Origin of the sequence: Qipengyuania thermophila, from assembly GCF_004153605.1 — a bacterium.
Lineage (GTDB): Bacteria > Pseudomonadota > Alphaproteobacteria > Sphingomonadales > Sphingomonadaceae > Qipengyuania_B > Qipengyuania_B thermophila.
On record NZ_SDSI01000001.1, the window covers coordinates 33,405 to 47,736 of the forward strand.

Annotated in this window: 16 protein-coding genes; 7 read left to right on the plus strand and 9 right to left on the minus strand. The window is 69.9% G+C overall.

All coding sequences use genetic code 11. The features are described 5' to 3' along the window. The 4 genes from ETO60_RS00165 (at position 1) to ETO60_RS00180 (ending at position 3,378) form a co-directional block, all read left to right on the plus strand. On the plus strand, positions 1–255 hold the full coding sequence (locus ETO60_RS00165; protein ID WP_130001684.1) for a hypothetical protein: 255 nt from the start codon (positions 1–3) through the stop codon (positions 253–255). After that, on the plus strand, positions 255–1,202 hold the full coding sequence (locus ETO60_RS00170; RefSeq protein WP_130002915.1) for a calcium/sodium antiporter: 948 nt from the start codon (positions 255–257) through the stop codon (positions 1,200–1,202). The genes ETO60_RS00165 and ETO60_RS00170 overlap by 1 nt, the downstream gene beginning before the upstream one ends. Positions 1,203–1,296: 94 nt before the next feature. Further along, on the plus strand, positions 1,297–1,941 hold the full coding sequence (locus ETO60_RS00175; RefSeq protein ID WP_130001686.1) for a lysozyme: 645 nt from the start codon (positions 1,297–1,299) through the stop codon (positions 1,939–1,941). A gap of 54 nt (positions 1,942–1,995) precedes the next feature. Next, entirely contained in the window at positions 1,996–3,378 is a 1,383-nt protein-coding gene (locus tag ETO60_RS00180; RefSeq protein WP_130001688.1) for a DUF1996 domain-containing protein, read from the plus strand. Positions 3,379–3,496: 118 nt separating this feature from the next. On the opposite strand, the gene ETO60_RS00185 is transcribed toward ETO60_RS00180, so the two are convergent. Then, the gene (locus ETO60_RS00185; RefSeq protein ID WP_130001690.1) at positions 3,497–4,327 is read right to left on the minus strand and encodes an arginyltransferase; all 831 of its coding nucleotides are present in this window, start codon (positions 4,325–4,327) and stop codon (positions 3,497–3,499) included. 153 nt (positions 4,328–4,480) lie between these two features. After that, complete coding sequence (locus tag ETO60_RS00190) at positions 4,481–5,746, minus strand: threonine ammonia-lyase (protein ID WP_130001691.1); 1,266 nt, start codon at positions 5,744–5,746, stop codon at positions 4,481–4,483. 188 nt (positions 5,747–5,934) lie between these two features. On the opposite strand from ETO60_RS00190, the gene ETO60_RS00195 reads away from it, so the two are divergent. From ETO60_RS00195 to ETO60_RS00205, 3 genes are all read left to right on the plus strand, one after another. Continuing rightward, positions 5,935–7,581, plus strand: coding sequence for an amidohydrolase (locus ETO60_RS00195; RefSeq protein WP_130002917.1), 1,647 nt, complete (start codon positions 5,935–5,937; stop codon positions 7,579–7,581). A 49-nt stretch (positions 7,582–7,630) separates the two neighbouring features. Continuing rightward, positions 7,631–7,855, plus strand: a complete 225-nt coding sequence (locus ETO60_RS00200) for a hypothetical protein (RefSeq protein ID WP_130001693.1) — start codon at positions 7,631–7,633, stop codon at positions 7,853–7,855. A 173-nt stretch (positions 7,856–8,028) separates the two neighbouring features. Further along, positions 8,029–8,244, plus strand: a complete 216-nt coding sequence (locus ETO60_RS00205; RefSeq protein WP_130001695.1) for a hypothetical protein — start codon at positions 8,029–8,031, stop codon at positions 8,242–8,244. A gap of 128 nt (positions 8,245–8,372) precedes the next feature. On the opposite strand, the gene tatC is transcribed toward ETO60_RS00205, so the two are convergent. From tatC to ETO60_RS00240, 7 genes are all read right to left on the minus strand, one after another. Next, positions 8,373–9,185: a twin-arginine translocase subunit TatC gene (tatC, locus tag ETO60_RS00210; protein ID WP_130001697.1), complete on the minus strand. Its 813-nt coding sequence runs from the start codon at positions 9,183–9,185 to the stop codon at positions 8,373–8,375. A 9-nt stretch (positions 9,186–9,194) separates the two neighbouring features. Next, positions 9,195–9,593 carry a Sec-independent protein translocase protein TatB gene (tatB, locus tag ETO60_RS00215; RefSeq protein WP_130001699.1) on the minus strand — a complete coding sequence of 133 codons (399 nt, stop codon included), beginning with the start codon at positions 9,591–9,593 and terminating at the stop codon, positions 9,195–9,197. A gap of 40 nt (positions 9,594–9,633) precedes the next feature. Then, positions 9,634–9,873, minus strand: a complete 240-nt coding sequence (gene tatA, locus ETO60_RS00220) for a twin-arginine translocase TatA/TatE family subunit (RefSeq protein WP_130001701.1) — start codon at positions 9,871–9,873, stop codon at positions 9,634–9,636. 92 nt (positions 9,874–9,965) lie between these two features. Then, the gene (gene nagZ / locus ETO60_RS00225; RefSeq protein WP_130001703.1) at positions 9,966–11,003 is read right to left on the minus strand and encodes a beta-N-acetylhexosaminidase; all 1,038 of its coding nucleotides are present in this window, start codon (positions 11,001–11,003) and stop codon (positions 9,966–9,968) included. A 28-nt stretch (positions 11,004–11,031) separates the two neighbouring features. Continuing rightward, positions 11,032–11,802 (minus strand): SPOR domain-containing protein, encoded by a 771-nt coding sequence (locus ETO60_RS00230; RefSeq protein WP_130001704.1) that lies wholly within the window; start codon positions 11,800–11,802, stop codon positions 11,032–11,034. 2 nt (positions 11,803–11,804) lie between these two features. Then, positions 11,805–13,571 carry an arginine--tRNA ligase gene (gene argS / locus ETO60_RS00235; protein ID WP_199798803.1) on the minus strand — a complete coding sequence of 589 codons (1,767 nt, stop codon included), beginning with the start codon at positions 13,569–13,571 and terminating at the stop codon, positions 11,805–11,807. 65 nt (positions 13,572–13,636) lie between these two features. Continuing rightward, a complete protein-coding gene (locus ETO60_RS00240) occupies positions 13,637–14,290 on the minus strand; it encodes a hypothetical protein (RefSeq protein ID WP_130001706.1) in 654 nt (217 codons plus the stop codon). Positions 14,291–14,332 lie beyond the last annotated feature (42 nt).

The following is a 14,332-nucleotide window of genomic DNA, read 5'->3' on the forward strand; positions in this document are numbered from 1 at the left end:
ATGAGTCTCCACCTGCTTCTCGCGCTCGACTTGGCGATTGTCGCCGCCGCGGCGCTGTCCAGCCTGCTGTGGCTGCGGGCGAGCCGCGGCCGATTGCGCCGTGTCAGCCGGGCTGAAGTGCTCGACCACGCGGACTACAACCGGCTCGTCTGCGCCATCAACCGGGCGCAGATCCGCAACTCGCACGCCGCGCTCGCCACCGGGGTGGTGGCGGCCTTGGCGGGGGCGCGGCTGCTCCTGGCGGTGGCGTCGTGATGCTGCTCTCGCTGCTCGCGGGGCTGGCGCTGCTCGCGGCCGGCGGCGAACTGCTCGTCCGCGGATCGGTCGGGCTGGCGCAGCGGCTTGGCGTGTCACCGCTGCTGGCGGGGCTGGTCATCGTCGGTTTCGGCACCTCCACGCCCGAGCTGAGCACCAGCGTGCAGGCGGCCCTCGGCGGAGCGCCGGGGATCGCCATCGGCAATGTCGTGGGCTCGAACATCGCCAACATCCTGCTGATCCTCGGCGTGTCGGCGCTCATCCTTCCGCTTGCGGTGGACCGCACCGCCTTTCGCCGGGACTCGCTTGCGCTGGCGGGTTCCACGCTGCTGTGCGCCGCGGCGGTTCTGGCCGGCACGATTGGGCGGACGAGCGGCGCGGTGCTCCTTGCAGGGTTGGCGGCCTATGTGGTGTGGGCCTACCGCTCGGAGCGGCGCGGCGACGATGCGGAGCGGCGCCGTCACGAGACGGAGGCGGCGGACGCGAACGTCCGGGCGAGGAACGCGCTGCTGCTCGCGCTGATGGTGGTGGCTGGCCTCGCCGCGGCCATCTTCGGCGCCAGACTGCTGGTGGATGCGGCGGTCACGCTGGCGGGCAGGCTGGGCGTGTCGGAAACCGTCATCGGTCTGACGGTGGTTGCGGTCGGAACCTCCCTGCCCGAACTCATCGCGTGTCTGGTGGCCGTCGCGCGCAAGCACGCCGACGTTGCGCTCGGCAACATCGTCGGCTCCAACATCTACAACGTGCTTGGCATCCTCGGCCTCACGGCCGTGATCCAGCCGATGACGGTTCCCGCCGAACTGGCGCGGTTCGACGTCTGGGTGCTGCTCGGCGTGACGGCGCTGCTCCTCGTGCAGCTTCGCAGCGGCTGGCGCGTGAGCCGGACCGAAGGCGCGCTGCTGTGCGCGCTGTTCGCGGGCTACACCGCCTTTCTCATTCTTCGCTGAGGCGCTGCCCGCGCGCCGCGGTCGATTTCCATTTTCCTACTGCATCGGCGCGTGTCTATTGCCCCGGCCTCATCGGCATTGACGAGGTGATGGCATGCAGCGCAGCATCGTGTTCGACACCGTTCGCGCGATCTTGGGACGGCGCCTGCGGGCAGCGGAAGTGCGGGCGCTCGATGGCGCGCTCGACCGCGCGCTGCATGGCGGGCTGCGGGATTCGCGCAGCCGGGACGCGCCGGATCACCCGCCCTGTGCCGCTCGGCAATGGACGGTGAGCGACAGGGGCGTTGCCCTCGTCAAGCGGTTCGAGGGCTGCGCGCGGCGTCTCGCCGACGGACGAGTCGCCGCCTACCCCGATCCGGGGACCGGGGCGGAGCCCTGGACGATCGGCTGGGGAGCGACCGGTCCTGAGATCGGGCCGGACACGGTGTGGACGCAGGACCAGTGCGACCAAAGACTTGCCGCAGACCTTGCCCGTTACGCCGCAGAAGTGGCGCGTGCGCTCGCGGGGGCAGCTACAACTCAGGAGCAGTTCGATGCGCTGGTGAGCTTTCACTACAACACCGGCGCCATCGGACGCGCGACACTGACACGCAAGCACAGGGAAGGAGACTACGCCGGCGCTGCGGCGGAATTCGGACGCTGGACCCGAGCCGGGGGGCGGGTCCTGCGGGGGCTGGTTCGAAGACGCGCGGCAGAAGCCGCACTGTACGCGGCGGGGACGAGCCAGGGACCCCGCTGACCGCCGGACGAGGTCCGGCATCGGGATCGCACCAGAACACATTGGAGTTCACGTATGAAGATTGCCTCTGCGGCGCTGCTCGGGACAGCGGCCGCGATACCGGCGGCTGTCATGGTTGCGCCGGCCAGCGCCAGAACCGCCTTCGACAGCTGGCTCGACCAGCTGGTCACCGGACCGGCGCCCCTCGCCTCCAGAATGACCGAAGCCTTCACCGCGCTCGAGCGGCTGAAGGCCATTCTCGCGCAGTTGCAGGCGGCGCAGGCGGCCGCGGCGCAGCAACCGCCAGCGCCCCCCGCCGGCGGCCACGCGCACCATGCCGGCGGCGACGTGCGCCCGGCGCCGACGCCCAGCGCAACCGCCGCCCCGGCCCCGATGCCGGGCACAACGACCGGAGAAAGCGCGCCGACCGGCCGGTTCATCCCGACGCCGGGCCTTGACGGACTTGCCGCCGTCGCGTCCGGCCTCGCGCAGGGACCGTTGCTGAAGAAGGTCCCGCCCGCCGACACCGGCCGTCCGGACGTGGTGGGCGCCTTCCGCTTTCTGTGCCAGCCTTCGCATCTCGCCTACGCCGACCCGGTGATGTTCCCCGGCGACAAGACGGGCAAGTCGCACCTGCACCTGTTCTTCGGCAACACGGCGGCCAACGCCGACTCGACCTTTGAGAGCCTGCGCCGGACCGGCGACAGCAGCTGCATCAATCCGGGCAACCGTTCCGCCTATTGGAAACCGGCCCTGATCCAGACGAATGGTGCCGGACGCGACGAGGTGGTCATGCCGACCTATCTCAACATCTACTACAAGCGCCGTCCGGCGAGCGACCCGTGGTACCGGGCGAACGGCGTCACTCCGGTCAACCTGCCGCGCGGGCTGCGCTACATCTTCGGCTGGCCGACCGTGAAGCCGCAGTACAAGTGTGTCGACCCGCGCACGTGGAGCGAGGTCGGGACGGCTGGCCCGGACATGCAGGCCGTGCTCAGCCGTTGTCCGGTCGGCGCGGAGCTCTATGCCATCGTCGACTCGCCGGGCTGCTGGGACGGCAAGAACCTCGACAGCCCCGACCATCGCAGCCACATGAGCTACACGCGCGGCGGAGCGGAGCACAACTGGGTCGAGAAATGCCCGTCCACCCATCCGTACGAGATCCCGAAGTTCACGCTTCAGGCGGCTTTCAAGATCCTGCCGACGGACCGGCCGGCGACCTGGCGCTTCTCGAGCGACATGATGATGCCAGGCGCACGGCCTGGCTCCACCTTCCACGCCGACTGGTTCGGTGCGTGGGAGGACAGCATCGCCGACACCTGGCAGGAGTGGTGCATCAACAAGCTGCTCACCTGTGCCTCGGGCAATCTGGGCAACGGCACCATGATGGAGGAGAGCGCGACCTTCCGGCAGATGCTGCAGAACCGGGACCGCCGCGTTCCGGTGCCTGCCGTGTGAAGGCCGGTGCGGGCGGGGGCGCTCCCCTCGCCCGCACCGTTTTCACGCTTCGGGTGACATCGGCCCCGTCACCGGCACGGCTCGATCACGCAGCCGCGTGGATCACGCCGGCCGAGGATCAGGCACGGACGAAGGAGCCGACGCGGCCTTCCTTGGCCGGACCGGGGCTTGCCAGTCCCCGCCCGGCGTCGGATGCCCTGATCAGCGCGTCCTGCTCCTCCTCGCCGATCAGCACCCAGCCGCTGCGGGTCAGCTTCTCCATCGGGCGGAAGCGGATCTTGTACTGCATCCGCGCCGAACCCTTCACCCAGTAGCCGAGATAGACATAGGGCAGGTTCATCTGCGCCGCGCGGCGGACGTGGTCGAGAATGATGTATGTGCCCAGCCCCGACCGCGCCGCATCGACCGGATCGTAGAAGCTGTACACCATCGACAGGCCGTCGCTCTGCACATCGGTCAGGCACGCCCCGACCAGCTCGCCGGGCCGGTCCCCGTCCGGGCGACGGTATTCGACCATGCAGCTCGTGACCGGCGTGTGCTCCACCATGTCGGCAAAGTCCGATTCCTCCATGCCTGCCATGCCGCCATGCGGGTGGCGCGCGGCCAGATAGCGCTGCAGCAGGTCGTACTGCTCGGCCGTCGCCCACGGGCGGCACTCGGACGCCATCAGGTCGGCATTGCGCCGGATCGTCCGCTTCTGCGATGCCGATGCGGAAAACCTTTCCGCGACGATGCGCACGGACACGCAGGCGGTGCAGTCGACGCAGCTCGGCCGGTAGGCGACCGTCTGGCTGCGCCGGAAGCCGATCCGGCTCAGCGCCTCGTTGAGCTGGTCCGGCTCTTCCCCCCGCAGTTCGGTGAACACCTTGCGCTCGGTCCTGCCCGGCAGATACGGGCACGGCGCGGGGCTGGTGACAAAGAAGCGAGGGAAGCGGGTCGGTGCCGTCACGTGCCTAGCAAGTCCTCGTCTGCCCCGGTGGGTGGCCGCGCTGCGGCGGCTGCTTCCCTTTATGTGCAAGCCGGCGCAAAGGTAAAAGACCTTTAACCATCAAAATCGTGCCGTGTCTCGCGCGGCCTTTATGCACCGCTCGCCGCCGGTCCCTCAGTCGAGCTGCACCGGCTCGATGCGGTAGCCCTGCGCGCGCAGGCTGGCGATCAGCTTCTCGATCTGGCGCGCGTCACGCGCCTCGCACTCGATGTCGGTGAACAGACCCTTGGCCGGCAGGGTCGTGAAGATCCGCTGGTGGTGGATCTCGATGATGTTGACGTCGTGCCGGCTGAACTCGCTGATGACGCGGTAAAGGGCGCCGGGGCGGTCCTGAAGGTGCACGCGCAGCCGCGACAGCCGGCCCTGCCGCGCCAGATCGCGCAGCAGCACGTTGGCGAGCAGGCGCGTGTCGATGTTGCCGCCGCACAGGACGAGGCCGACCCGCCTCCCGGCGAAGCGGTCGGGACAGGACAGCACCGCCGCCAGACCGGCCGCGCCCGCCCCCTCGACGACGGTCTTCTCGATCTGCAGCAGCAGGGCGACCGCGCTCTCCAGCGCCGGTTCGTCGACCAGCACGATGTCGCTGACCAGCTTCTCGATCACGGCGGCGGTGAACTGGCCGGGCTCCTTCACCGCGATACCCTCGGCCAGCGTGTCGCCCCCGCACGGCAGCCGTGCGTGGGTGAGACGGTTGTGCATGGACGGAAACAGCCGTGCCTCCACGCCGATGATCTCCGTGGCGGGCGACAGCGCTGCGGCCGCCGTGGCCATGCCTGCGATCAGCCCGCCGCCACCGATCGGCACCACGAGGCAGTCCAGCTCCGGCTGCACCGCCAGCATCTCGAGCGCCACGGTGCCCGCTCCGGCGGCGACATGCGGATCGTCGAAGGGGTGCACGAAGGTGAGATCGCGCTCGGCCTCCAGTTCGCGGGCATGCGCGGATGCGTCGTCGAACGTCTCGCCGTGGAGCACGACGACACCGCCCACGCTTTCGGTCTGCATCACCTTCACCGTCGGTGTCGTGCAGGGCATCACGATCGTCACCGGCACCCCGAGGCGCGTGCCGTGATAGCTCAATCCCTGCGAGTGGTTGCCGGCCGAGGCGGTGATCACGCCCCGGCGCCGCTGCTCCTCCGACAGCAGCAGCAGGGCGTTGAGCGCCCCGCGTTCCTTGAAGGCGGCGGTGAACTGCAGGTTTTCGAACTTCAGCCAGATCTCGGCGCCGGTGATGGCGGACAGGGTCTGCGACAGCAGCATCGGGGTGCGGACCACCGCCCCCTCGATCCGCCGCGCCGCCGCCTCGATGTCCGCGATGGTCAGTGTGTCGGCGCGCTGCGGCCCAGATGCCGTCTTCTGCCCCTGCACAGCGTCGGTCCGCATCGATCCTCCTGTCGTGGCCAGCCCGACAGGGCGCCACCGCCATGGCCATACGAGCCGCCGCCCGCACGTGCAACGCAAGGCGTTTGCAATCGCCGGCGAAACATGGAAGCAAGCGCCGCCGGAGCGGTCGCCCCTGCTCCATCGATGCGAAAGGAACCCGCGTGCCTGTTGCTGCCTTCGTCCGCGCGATGCTGGCCCTTGTCGGCGCCGCCGTCCTGCTGCTGGCGCAGCCCGCCCGCGCGGACACGCGGATCGAAAACGTAAACGGCCTCACCGTCGCGGCCGACGGCTCGATCCAGCGTTTCGTCGCCATTCTGATCGGCACCGACGGCAAGGTGAAGGCGACCTATCGCCGGGGTGAACGCCTGCCCCGCCTGCGCGGCACGCGCATCGACGGAGGCGGGCGGACGATGATTCCGGGCATGATCGATTCCCACGTGCATGTGATGGGCATCGGCTTTGGCGCGCTCACGCTCGACCTGTCGTCCACCAGCAGCCTGGAAGAAGCCTTGCAGGCGATCCGCACCTTCGCGGCGGAAAATCCCGACCGCCCGTGGATACTCGGGCGCGGCTGGAATCAGGAACGCTGGAAGCTCGGCCGTTTCCCGACCGCCGCCGACCTCGACTCCGTGGTCAGCGACCGGCCGGTCTGGCTCGAACGCGTCGACGGGCATGCGGGCTGGGCGAACAGCGTGGCGATGCGGGTGGCGGGGGTCGATGCCCGCGCCGCCGACCCGGCCGGCGGCCGGATCGAGCGCACCGCGTCGGGCGCTCCGTCCGGCGTGTTCGTGGACAGCGCCGCCGATCTTGTCGGGCGCGCCGTGCCGCAGCCCCGTGCGGTCGAACGCGACGCCGCGTTGCGGGAAGCGCAGGAGCTGCTGCATGCCTTCGGCATCACCGCGGTGGCCGACATGGGGACCACGCTGGAGGACTGGCAGGCGTTCCGCCGGGCCGGCGATGCCGGCTGGCTGACCCTGCGCATCATGGCCTATGCCGCCGGGGTGGAGGCGATGGACCAGATCGCCGGGCCGGGGCCGACGCCCTGGCTGTACTGGGACCGTCTGCGCCTCAACGGCGTCAAGCTGTATCTCGACGGCGCGCTCGGATCGCGCGGCGCCTGGCTGAAACAGCCCTACGCCGACGATCCGGCCAACCGCGGCCTGAGGCTTCTGGACGACACGCGGCTGCGCAACCTGATGAGCCGCGCGGCCATGGGCCAGTTCCAGGTGGCCGTCCACGCGATCGGCGACGCGGCCGACGCCGAAATCCTCGCCGCGGTGCACGAGCTGGCGGGCACATACACGGGTGACCGGCGCTGGCGGGTCGAGCACGCGCAGGTGATCGACCCGGCGGACCTGTCCCTCTTCGGAGCCCATGGCATCATCGCCTCGATGCAGCCGGTGCACCAGACATCGGACCGGCTCATGGCCGAGGCCCGGCTTGGTCCGGCGCGGCTGCGCGGCGCCTATGCGTGGCGCTCTGTGGCGGAGAACGGGGCGCGCCTGGCCTTCGGCTCCGACGCCCCGGTCGAATCGCCGGCTCCCTTTGCCGGCTTCGCCGCCGCGATCTCCCGTGTCGACGCGGCAGGACAGCCAGCCGGCGGCTGGATGCCCGAAGAGGCGGTCACCCCGGCGCAGGCGTTTGCCGCCTTCACCGCGGGCGGCGCCTATGCCGGCTTCGCCGAAGGGCGGTTCGGCCGGCTGGTGCCGGGCGAATGGGCGGATTTCATCCTGATCGACCGCGATCCCCTGACCACCCCCGCGGCGCGGCTCCGCGAGGCGGTGGTGCACGAAACCTGGGTCGCGGGCTACCCGGTGTACCGGCGCGGTTCATGAGGCGCGCGTCAGAGCAGCCGCTTGCACGGGAACCGCAAAAGGAGATGACATGAGCATGACGAAACGCCTTGCCGCGATGGCCTCTGCCGCAGCGGTTCTGATCGCCGCGCCACTGGCGGCCGCGCAGCTGCCGGCCCGTGCAAGCGCGCCGGCGAAGGACGCCTCCGAACTGGCGGCCACGTCCGATCTGCTGTTCTTCGGCGGCATCGCGGTGGTGGCCGCAGCGATCCTCCTGCTGCAGGCGGACGAGGAAGGCGCCCCGATCAGTCAATGATGGTTAATGGCTGGTCAACAAATTGTGACATTATTGTCGCGGCCGCGCAAGCAGGCAGACGAGCGTTGGCAAATCAACGACGAAACGCGCGCGGACGGGCTTGCCTTGACCATGGCCGTCGCTTATTGGTCCGGCGAGACTGACGTCTTTCGAGTTTACTTGGGGAGTTACCGATGAAGATTCGTAATGCCTTGGCGGCCACCGCCGCCCTGACGCTGGTTGCGGCTCCCGCCGTGGCGCAGGCTGATTTCTCGCGCATTTCGGCTCCGGTCGAAGGTGAATCCGAACTCGCTGGCAGCAGCGTGATCATCGGTCTGCTGGCCGCCGCCGCGGTGGTTGGCGCGATCCTGATCGCCGTCGACAACAACGACAATCCGATCAGCCGCTGATCAGTCGGTTCTACTGACGAAACGAACGGGGTCGCTCACGCGGCCCCGTTTTCGTTTCAGAGCCAGCATATCGCCCGGACAGCTCCGGCTCTCGGACGATCCGTGCAAGCAAGGCTGCGCCCTGTCTCTCAGGACGCGTGCTCTTCCTCGGACCGCTGCACAACCGGCCCTGTCTCCTCCGCGGCGCGCAGCCGCGCCTCCTTGCGTTCGAACATCTTCATGACCAGCAGCGATGCTTCGAACAGCAGGTAGAGAGGAACGCCCAGCACGATCTGCGAGCCGGGATCAGGCGGCGTGACGATGGCGGCGACGATCGCGACCCCCACGATCACATAACGGCGCGCGCGGGCGAGCTGCTCGTGACGCACCAGCCCGGCGCGGTTCAGCAGCAGCAGCAGGACCGGCAGAAGGAAGCTGATCCCAAAGGCGAGGATGAACTGCATTACGAGCGCAAGGTACTCGCCCGCCGCCGGAAGCGCCTCGATCGGCAGTCCTCCGACCGATCCCTCGAAGCCGAGAAACCAGCGGAACGCCGTCGGCATGACCACGAAGTAGGCGAGCGCGGCACCGGCCGTGAACAGGACCGGGGTGGCGATCAGGAAAGGCAGAAACGCCTTCTTCTCGCGTGCGTAGAGACCGGGCGCGACAAAGGCCCACAGCTGGTTCGCGATCAGCGGGAAGCTGATGAAGAAGGCCGCGAAGAGCGCGACCTTCAGCTCGACGAAGAACGCCTCGTAAAGCTGGGTGTAGATCAGCCGTCCCTCGCCCGCAGGAAAGGCGGCGAGCAGCGGCTGGACGAGAAAACCGAAGATGTCGGAGGCGAAGTACAGGCACACGGCAAACGCCGCCGCAAGCATCACCACACAGCGGACCAGCCGGGTGCGCAGCTCGATGAGGTGGTCGAGCAGCGGAGCCTGCGTGTCGTCGATGTCGCTGAACATGGCCGAGATCTAGTCCGGGCGAGGCGCCGGGGCATCCGAAGGCTGCGCCAGGTCGGCGGCCGCGGCGGTGCCGGATGGCTCCACACCCGTCCGGGAGAGTCCGGCCGGCGCGCCGCCCTGCGGCGGGGCCAGCGGCGCGGCCGTGTCCCGCACAAGGGCGGGATCGGCGGCGTCGGGGTGCGTGCGCATGATCTGCGCGTTGCGTTCGCGCCACTCGCGCTCCATCTCCTCGAGCTCGGCGTCGCGGATCATGGCGTCAAGCCCGGCGCGAAAATGCCCGGACACGCGGCGCACCTTGCCGATCCACCGTCCGGCGGTGCGCAGCGCGAGCGGCATGTCCTTGGGACCGATCGCCAGCACGGCGACGATCACGATCACCAGCAGTTCTGTCGCGCCGATATCGAACATGCACCGCTATGCCGGGCAGGCCACTGGCCCGCCCCGCACCTCACTCCGTCCGGTCGCCGGGGCGGGCGGTCGTCGTCTGCACCGGCTCCACTGCCGGAGGCGGAGCGTCGGCTGCCGGCAGGCGCGGCGGCGCAGGGTTTTCCTCGCCTTCGTTCATGCCGGCTTTGAAGCTGCGGATGCCCTTGCCGAAGTCTCCCATCATCTCGGAGATGCGGCCACGGCCGAACAGGACCAGGATGATGAGCGCGATGATCAGCAGCTGCCAGGGGCCAAGCGACATGGGGAACCTCGTTTAAGGATACGGGCACAGATATACGCCCTCGGGACCACACTTACCAGTGGCACCCTGAACCGCCGTTCAACAGCGACGCGTCAGCCGAGGGGGAGACCGGCCGCCGCGAACAGCGCGTCCCGCTTCTCCACCAGCTCGTCATGAAGGGCGGCGCCTTCCTGCGGCGACAGGTCCTGCGCGCCATCCGCCGCGAGGGCGCGCGCCAGACGCTGTTCCGCCGCCGCGGTCAGGCGTGGCAAGGTGTCGGCCAGAGCGTGCATGTCGGACAATCTGGCCCAGCAGTTCAGCACCACGTCGCACCCTGCCGCCAGTGCCGCCGCTCCTCGCGCCGCGATGGGACCGTCCAGCGCCTCCATGTCGATGTCGTCCGTGAGCAGCAGTCCGTCGAACCCGATCGCGCCGCGGATCACCTCCTCGATGACGGGCCGCGACAGGGTCGCACAGCGATCCGCGTCCCACGCCGTGTAGACGATGTGCGCGGTCATGCCGATCGGCGTTGCCGCAAGGGCGCGAAAGGGCGCGATGTCCTGCTCGAGCGTGTCGGCGGACGCGGTCACCACCGGCAGCGCCTTGTGGCTGTCGACAGCGGCGCGCCCGTGGCCGGGCATGTGCTTGAGACAGCCGGCCACGCCGGCTCGGGCAAACCCGGCAATCATCGCCCGGCCGAGGGCGGCGACCTGTCGGGCATCCGATCCGAGCGCGCGGTCGCCGATCACCGAGTCGGCGTCGGCTTGCCGCAGGTCGAGCGGCGCGTGGAAATTCACCGTCACCCCCGCTTCGGCGAGCGCCAGTCCGATCGCCTGCGCGTTGGCGCGGATCGCCTCGATGGCGCTGGCCGGCGCGAGGTCGAACAGCCGGGCGAACATTTCCCCGCTCGGGTAGGCAGCCCAGTGAGGCGGCTTCATCCGCGCCACCCGGCCGCCTTCCTGGTCGATGCCGATGAAGAGGGTGTCGCGCCCGTGCAGGCTGCGCAGCGTGTCGGTCAGCCGACGCACCTGATCCCGGTCGACGCAGTTGCGCTGGAACAGGATATAGCCGACCGGGTCCGCCTCGCGGAACAGCGCCGTCTCGTCCGCGCTGAGCTGCGGACCGGCGATGCCGAAGATCGCAGGTGTCATCGCGTGCGCGCGCTTGGCGGGTCCGTTGTCACTGCTTGACCTGGCAGTTCAGCCCGTCGGCGCGCAGCGCCTCGCACAGCTGCCTTGCGCTGGCGACATCGGGCGCCACGGCCTGTAGCCGGTACACGGTGCCGATGTCCGCCACGCCCTGCACCACCCGGTGACGCACGCCCTGCAGGGCCTCCGTCTGCCGCACGAGGGTGGCCCAGCCGCGCTCCGCCGCCGCGGGACTGTAATAGGCGCCGACCTGCACCCCGACACCGGCACGCTCGGACGCGGCGGGTGCCGGGGCCGCACCGGCGGTCGCGGGGGTGGCGGGCCGGGCCGCCACGCGCGCGGACGATGCCGGAGACGCGGTCGGAGCGGGCATTGCCGGCGCGGGCGCCGGGGGGGTCGAAGGAGCGTCGGCAAGGCGCGCCTCGCGCCGCTGCCCCTCGCCCACGGCGAAGCTGGTGTCACCCGTGCCGGCATGCTGTTTGCCGCCCGGGTCATCGGGCCGCACGCGATATGGACCCTCGGGCGCGGCGATGATGCCGCCATCGGCGACCGGCTCGTCCGACCGGTTGAGGAACCACCACACGCCGCCGCCGACCAGCGCGAGCAGGGCAAGGGCCGCCAGAACCCCGGCGGTGATCCTGACCGGATCGCGGGCCGGTGGCGCAACATCGTCGGAGGAATCGAGCCAGGGCAGGCGATCCTCGTCGTCGAGCAGTGACAGCTCTTCGGCCCGGTCGTCCCATGACGGCTCGCCCCAGCCGGGGCGCGGAAAGCGGCTGTCATGCGGCGGGGTGGCGGCCATACTCACATCTCCTCGACAGCTGTCACTCCAAGGATCGCAAGGCCGTTGCGGATGACCTGGCCAATCTGCGCCACGACGAACAGGCGCATCCTGCTGACAGCGGGGTCGCCCGTCAACACGATGCGTTTCGCCGGATCGTCGTTCCCCAGATTGTAGAACGCGTGAAACGCCGCGGCCAGATCGAACAGGTAGAAGGCCACCCGGTGCGGTTCGCGCGCCTGCGCCGCGCTTTCGACGATCCGCGGGAACTGGGCGGCCATGCGCACAAGCTGCACTTCGTCCGCGGCGAGCGCGCCCAGATCGCCGCCATCAGGTGCAAGCCCCTCGGCCGCGGCCTTGCGCAGGGAGGCGCAGATGCGGGCATGGGCATACTGCACGTAGAAGACGGGGTTGTCGCGCGAAGCCTCGACGACGCGCGCGAAGTCGAACTCCATCTGCGCGTCGGGCTTGCGGGTCAGCATGGTGAAGCGCACGACGTCGGCGCCGACCTCGTTCACCACATCGGCGACGGTGACGAAGGAGCCCGCGCGCTTGGACATCCGCACCGGCTCGCCGTCGCGCAGGAGCTGCACCATCTGGATGAGCTTGACATCGAAGGGGATGCTGCGTCCCTCGCCCTCGGACAATGCGGCCACGGCGGCCTTGATCCGCTTCACCGTGCCGGCGTGGTCGGCGCCCCAGATGTCGATGAGCGCGTCGGCGCCGTGCGCCTTCTGCATGTGATAGGCGAGATCGGCGCCGAAATAGGTCCAGCTGCCGTCCGACTTGCGGATCGGGCGATCCTGATCGTCGCCGAAGCGGGTGGACCGGAACAGGGGCAGCGCGACCGGCTCCCAGTCATCCGGCGGCGCCTTGCCCTTCGGCGCCTCCAGCACTCCGTCATAGACGAGGTCGCGCTCGCGCAGCCATGCCTCGGCCGCGGCCGGCTTGCCGGCCTCCTGCAACGCCGCTTCGGAGGCGAACACGTCGTGATGGATGCCGAGCAGGGCAAGGTCAGCCCGCACCAGCGCCATCATGGCGTCCACCGCGCGCCGCCGGAACAGCGGGAGCCACTCCTCCTCCGCAGCATTGCGGAACCGGTCGCCGAACTCGTCGGCCAGAGCGGCGCCGACCGGCCGCAGATATTCGCCGGGGTAGAGGCCGGCGGGGATCTCCTCCACCGCATCGCCGAGCGCCTCGCGGTAGCGCAGATGGGCCGAGCGGGCGAGCACGTCGACCTGTGCGCCGGCGTCGTTGATGTAGTATTCGCGGATCACCTCGCAGCCGGTGAACGCGAGCAGGTTGGCGAGCGCATCCCCGACGACCGCGCCGCGGCAATGGCCCATGTGCATGGGGCCGGTCGGATTGGCCGAAACGAACTCGATGTTGACCCGTTCGCCCTTGCCGCGCGTCGAACGTCCGTAATCGGACCCGCAGCGCGCGATCAGGCGCAGCTCGTCCTGCCACACGCTGTCCGCGAGGCGCAGGTTGATGAAACCCGGACCGGCAATCTCCACCGTGGACACCTGCGGCTCTGCGCGCAGCTTCTCCGCGATCGCTTCGGCAAGCGCCCGCGGACTGGTCCGCGCAGCGCGCGCCAGCACCATGGCCGCATTGACGGCAAGATCGCCGTGCGACGCATCGCGGGGCGGCTCCACCGCGACGCCGGTGCGCGCAAGCCCACCCGGCAAGGTTCCCTCGTGTTCAAGGGCGTCGAGCACCGCGTGGAGGCGGCGCTCCATCGCGGCATGCACGGGCAGGTTCAGAACGGCAGCAGCAGCATCATCCATGGCGCCCGCCGGTTAGCCGACTGGCGGGAAAGCGCAAGGGAGCGGTTCCCGCCGTCCGCGCGGCCTCAGCGGGTGACGTTGTAGGCCAGCTGCTCGGGCGTGAGCTGGAAGCCGACGAGGAGCTCGAAGGTGGCGCTCTGCACCGCCGCCCGCACGGCCGGGTCGGCGAGCGGATCAAGGGCGGCATCGGGATCGCCGGGGCGGCGGCGGCGGGTGATCTGCTCGCGGATCTCCGCCGGCAGCGTTGCCTCGGCCCGGTTCACGAAGGCCGCGGCGCGCGCGGTGGCGCTGGCCCGCTCCTGCCCGTCACCGAAATCGACGACGACCGTCCCGACCCGCTTCGACACGATGGCGCTTCCCCCGCGGAGCACGGTCACGAAATAGGGCAGCTCCACCCGGCGCGCGCCGCGCGTGTCCAGCCGCCGCGCCAGCACGTCGAAGCTCGCCTCGGTGTACACCTGCTCGCCCTGATCGTTGCACGCCGGCCGCACGTTGGTGATCACCGCGGTGACATCGATGTCGCTCGCCGTCCGCTGCCCTCCGGGGCGGAACAGCGTGATGTCTCCCGTGTGGGCCGGAATGCCCACCGCGGGACACACGGAGCGCACCGCCGTGATCCCGACCGCCTCGCCGAGCACCAGCTCCCCTTCGCGCGCGCAGCCTGCAACACCGGCGGCCGCGACGAGCAGAAGCGGCAGCGCTGAACGGGAGGATGGCATGGTGGACGGGTTCCTCTTGCAAGACGGCAGCAGGGCCGAGCC

Excerpts from the sequence above, each read along its gene's own strand:
- ETO60_RS00205 (WP_130001695.1), top strand. The coding sequence starts at position 8,029 with ATGAAGATTCGTAATGCCTTGGCGGCCACCGCCGCCCTGACGCTGGTT.
- ETO60_RS00240 (WP_130001706.1), bottom strand. The coding sequence starts at position 14,290 with ATGCCATCCTCCCGTTCAGCGCTGCCGCTTCTGCTCGTCGCGGCCGCC.
- tatC (WP_130001697.1), bottom strand. The coding sequence starts at position 9,185 with ATGTTCAGCGACATCGACGACACGCAGGCTCCGCTGCTCGACCACCTC.
- ETO60_RS00180 (WP_130001688.1), top strand. The coding sequence starts at position 1,996 with ATGAAGATTGCCTCTGCGGCGCTGCTCGGGACAGCGGCCGCGATACCG.
- argS (WP_199798803.1), bottom strand. The coding sequence starts at position 13,571 with ATGGATGATGCTGCTGCTGCCGTTCTGAACCTGCCCGTGCATGCCGCG.
- ETO60_RS00170 (WP_130002915.1), top strand. The coding sequence starts at position 255 with ATGCTGCTCTCGCTGCTCGCGGGGCTGGCGCTGCTCGCGGCCGGCGGC.
- ETO60_RS00165 (WP_130001684.1), top strand. The coding sequence starts at position 1 with ATGAGTCTCCACCTGCTTCTCGCGCTCGACTTGGCGATTGTCGCCGCC.
- ETO60_RS00200 (WP_130001693.1), top strand. The coding sequence starts at position 7,631 with ATGAGCATGACGAAACGCCTTGCCGCGATGGCCTCTGCCGCAGCGGTT.
- ETO60_RS00230 (WP_130001704.1), bottom strand. The coding sequence starts at position 11,802 with ATGGCCGCCACCCCGCCGCATGACAGCCGCTTTCCGCGCCCCGGCTGG.
- ETO60_RS00175 (WP_130001686.1), top strand. The coding sequence starts at position 1,297 with ATGCAGCGCAGCATCGTGTTCGACACCGTTCGCGCGATCTTGGGACGG.
- tatB (WP_130001699.1), bottom strand. The coding sequence starts at position 9,593 with ATGTTCGATATCGGCGCGACAGAACTGCTGGTGATCGTGATCGTCGCC.
- tatA (WP_130001701.1), bottom strand. The coding sequence starts at position 9,873 with ATGTCGCTTGGCCCCTGGCAGCTGCTGATCATCGCGCTCATCATCCTG.
- ETO60_RS00195 (WP_130002917.1), top strand. The coding sequence starts at position 5,935 with ATGCTGGCCCTTGTCGGCGCCGCCGTCCTGCTGCTGGCGCAGCCCGCC.
- ETO60_RS00190 (WP_130001691.1), bottom strand. The coding sequence starts at position 5,746 with ATGCGGACCGACGCTGTGCAGGGGCAGAAGACGGCATCTGGGCCGCAG.
- nagZ (WP_130001703.1), bottom strand. The coding sequence starts at position 11,003 with ATGACACCTGCGATCTTCGGCATCGCCGGTCCGCAGCTCAGCGCGGAC.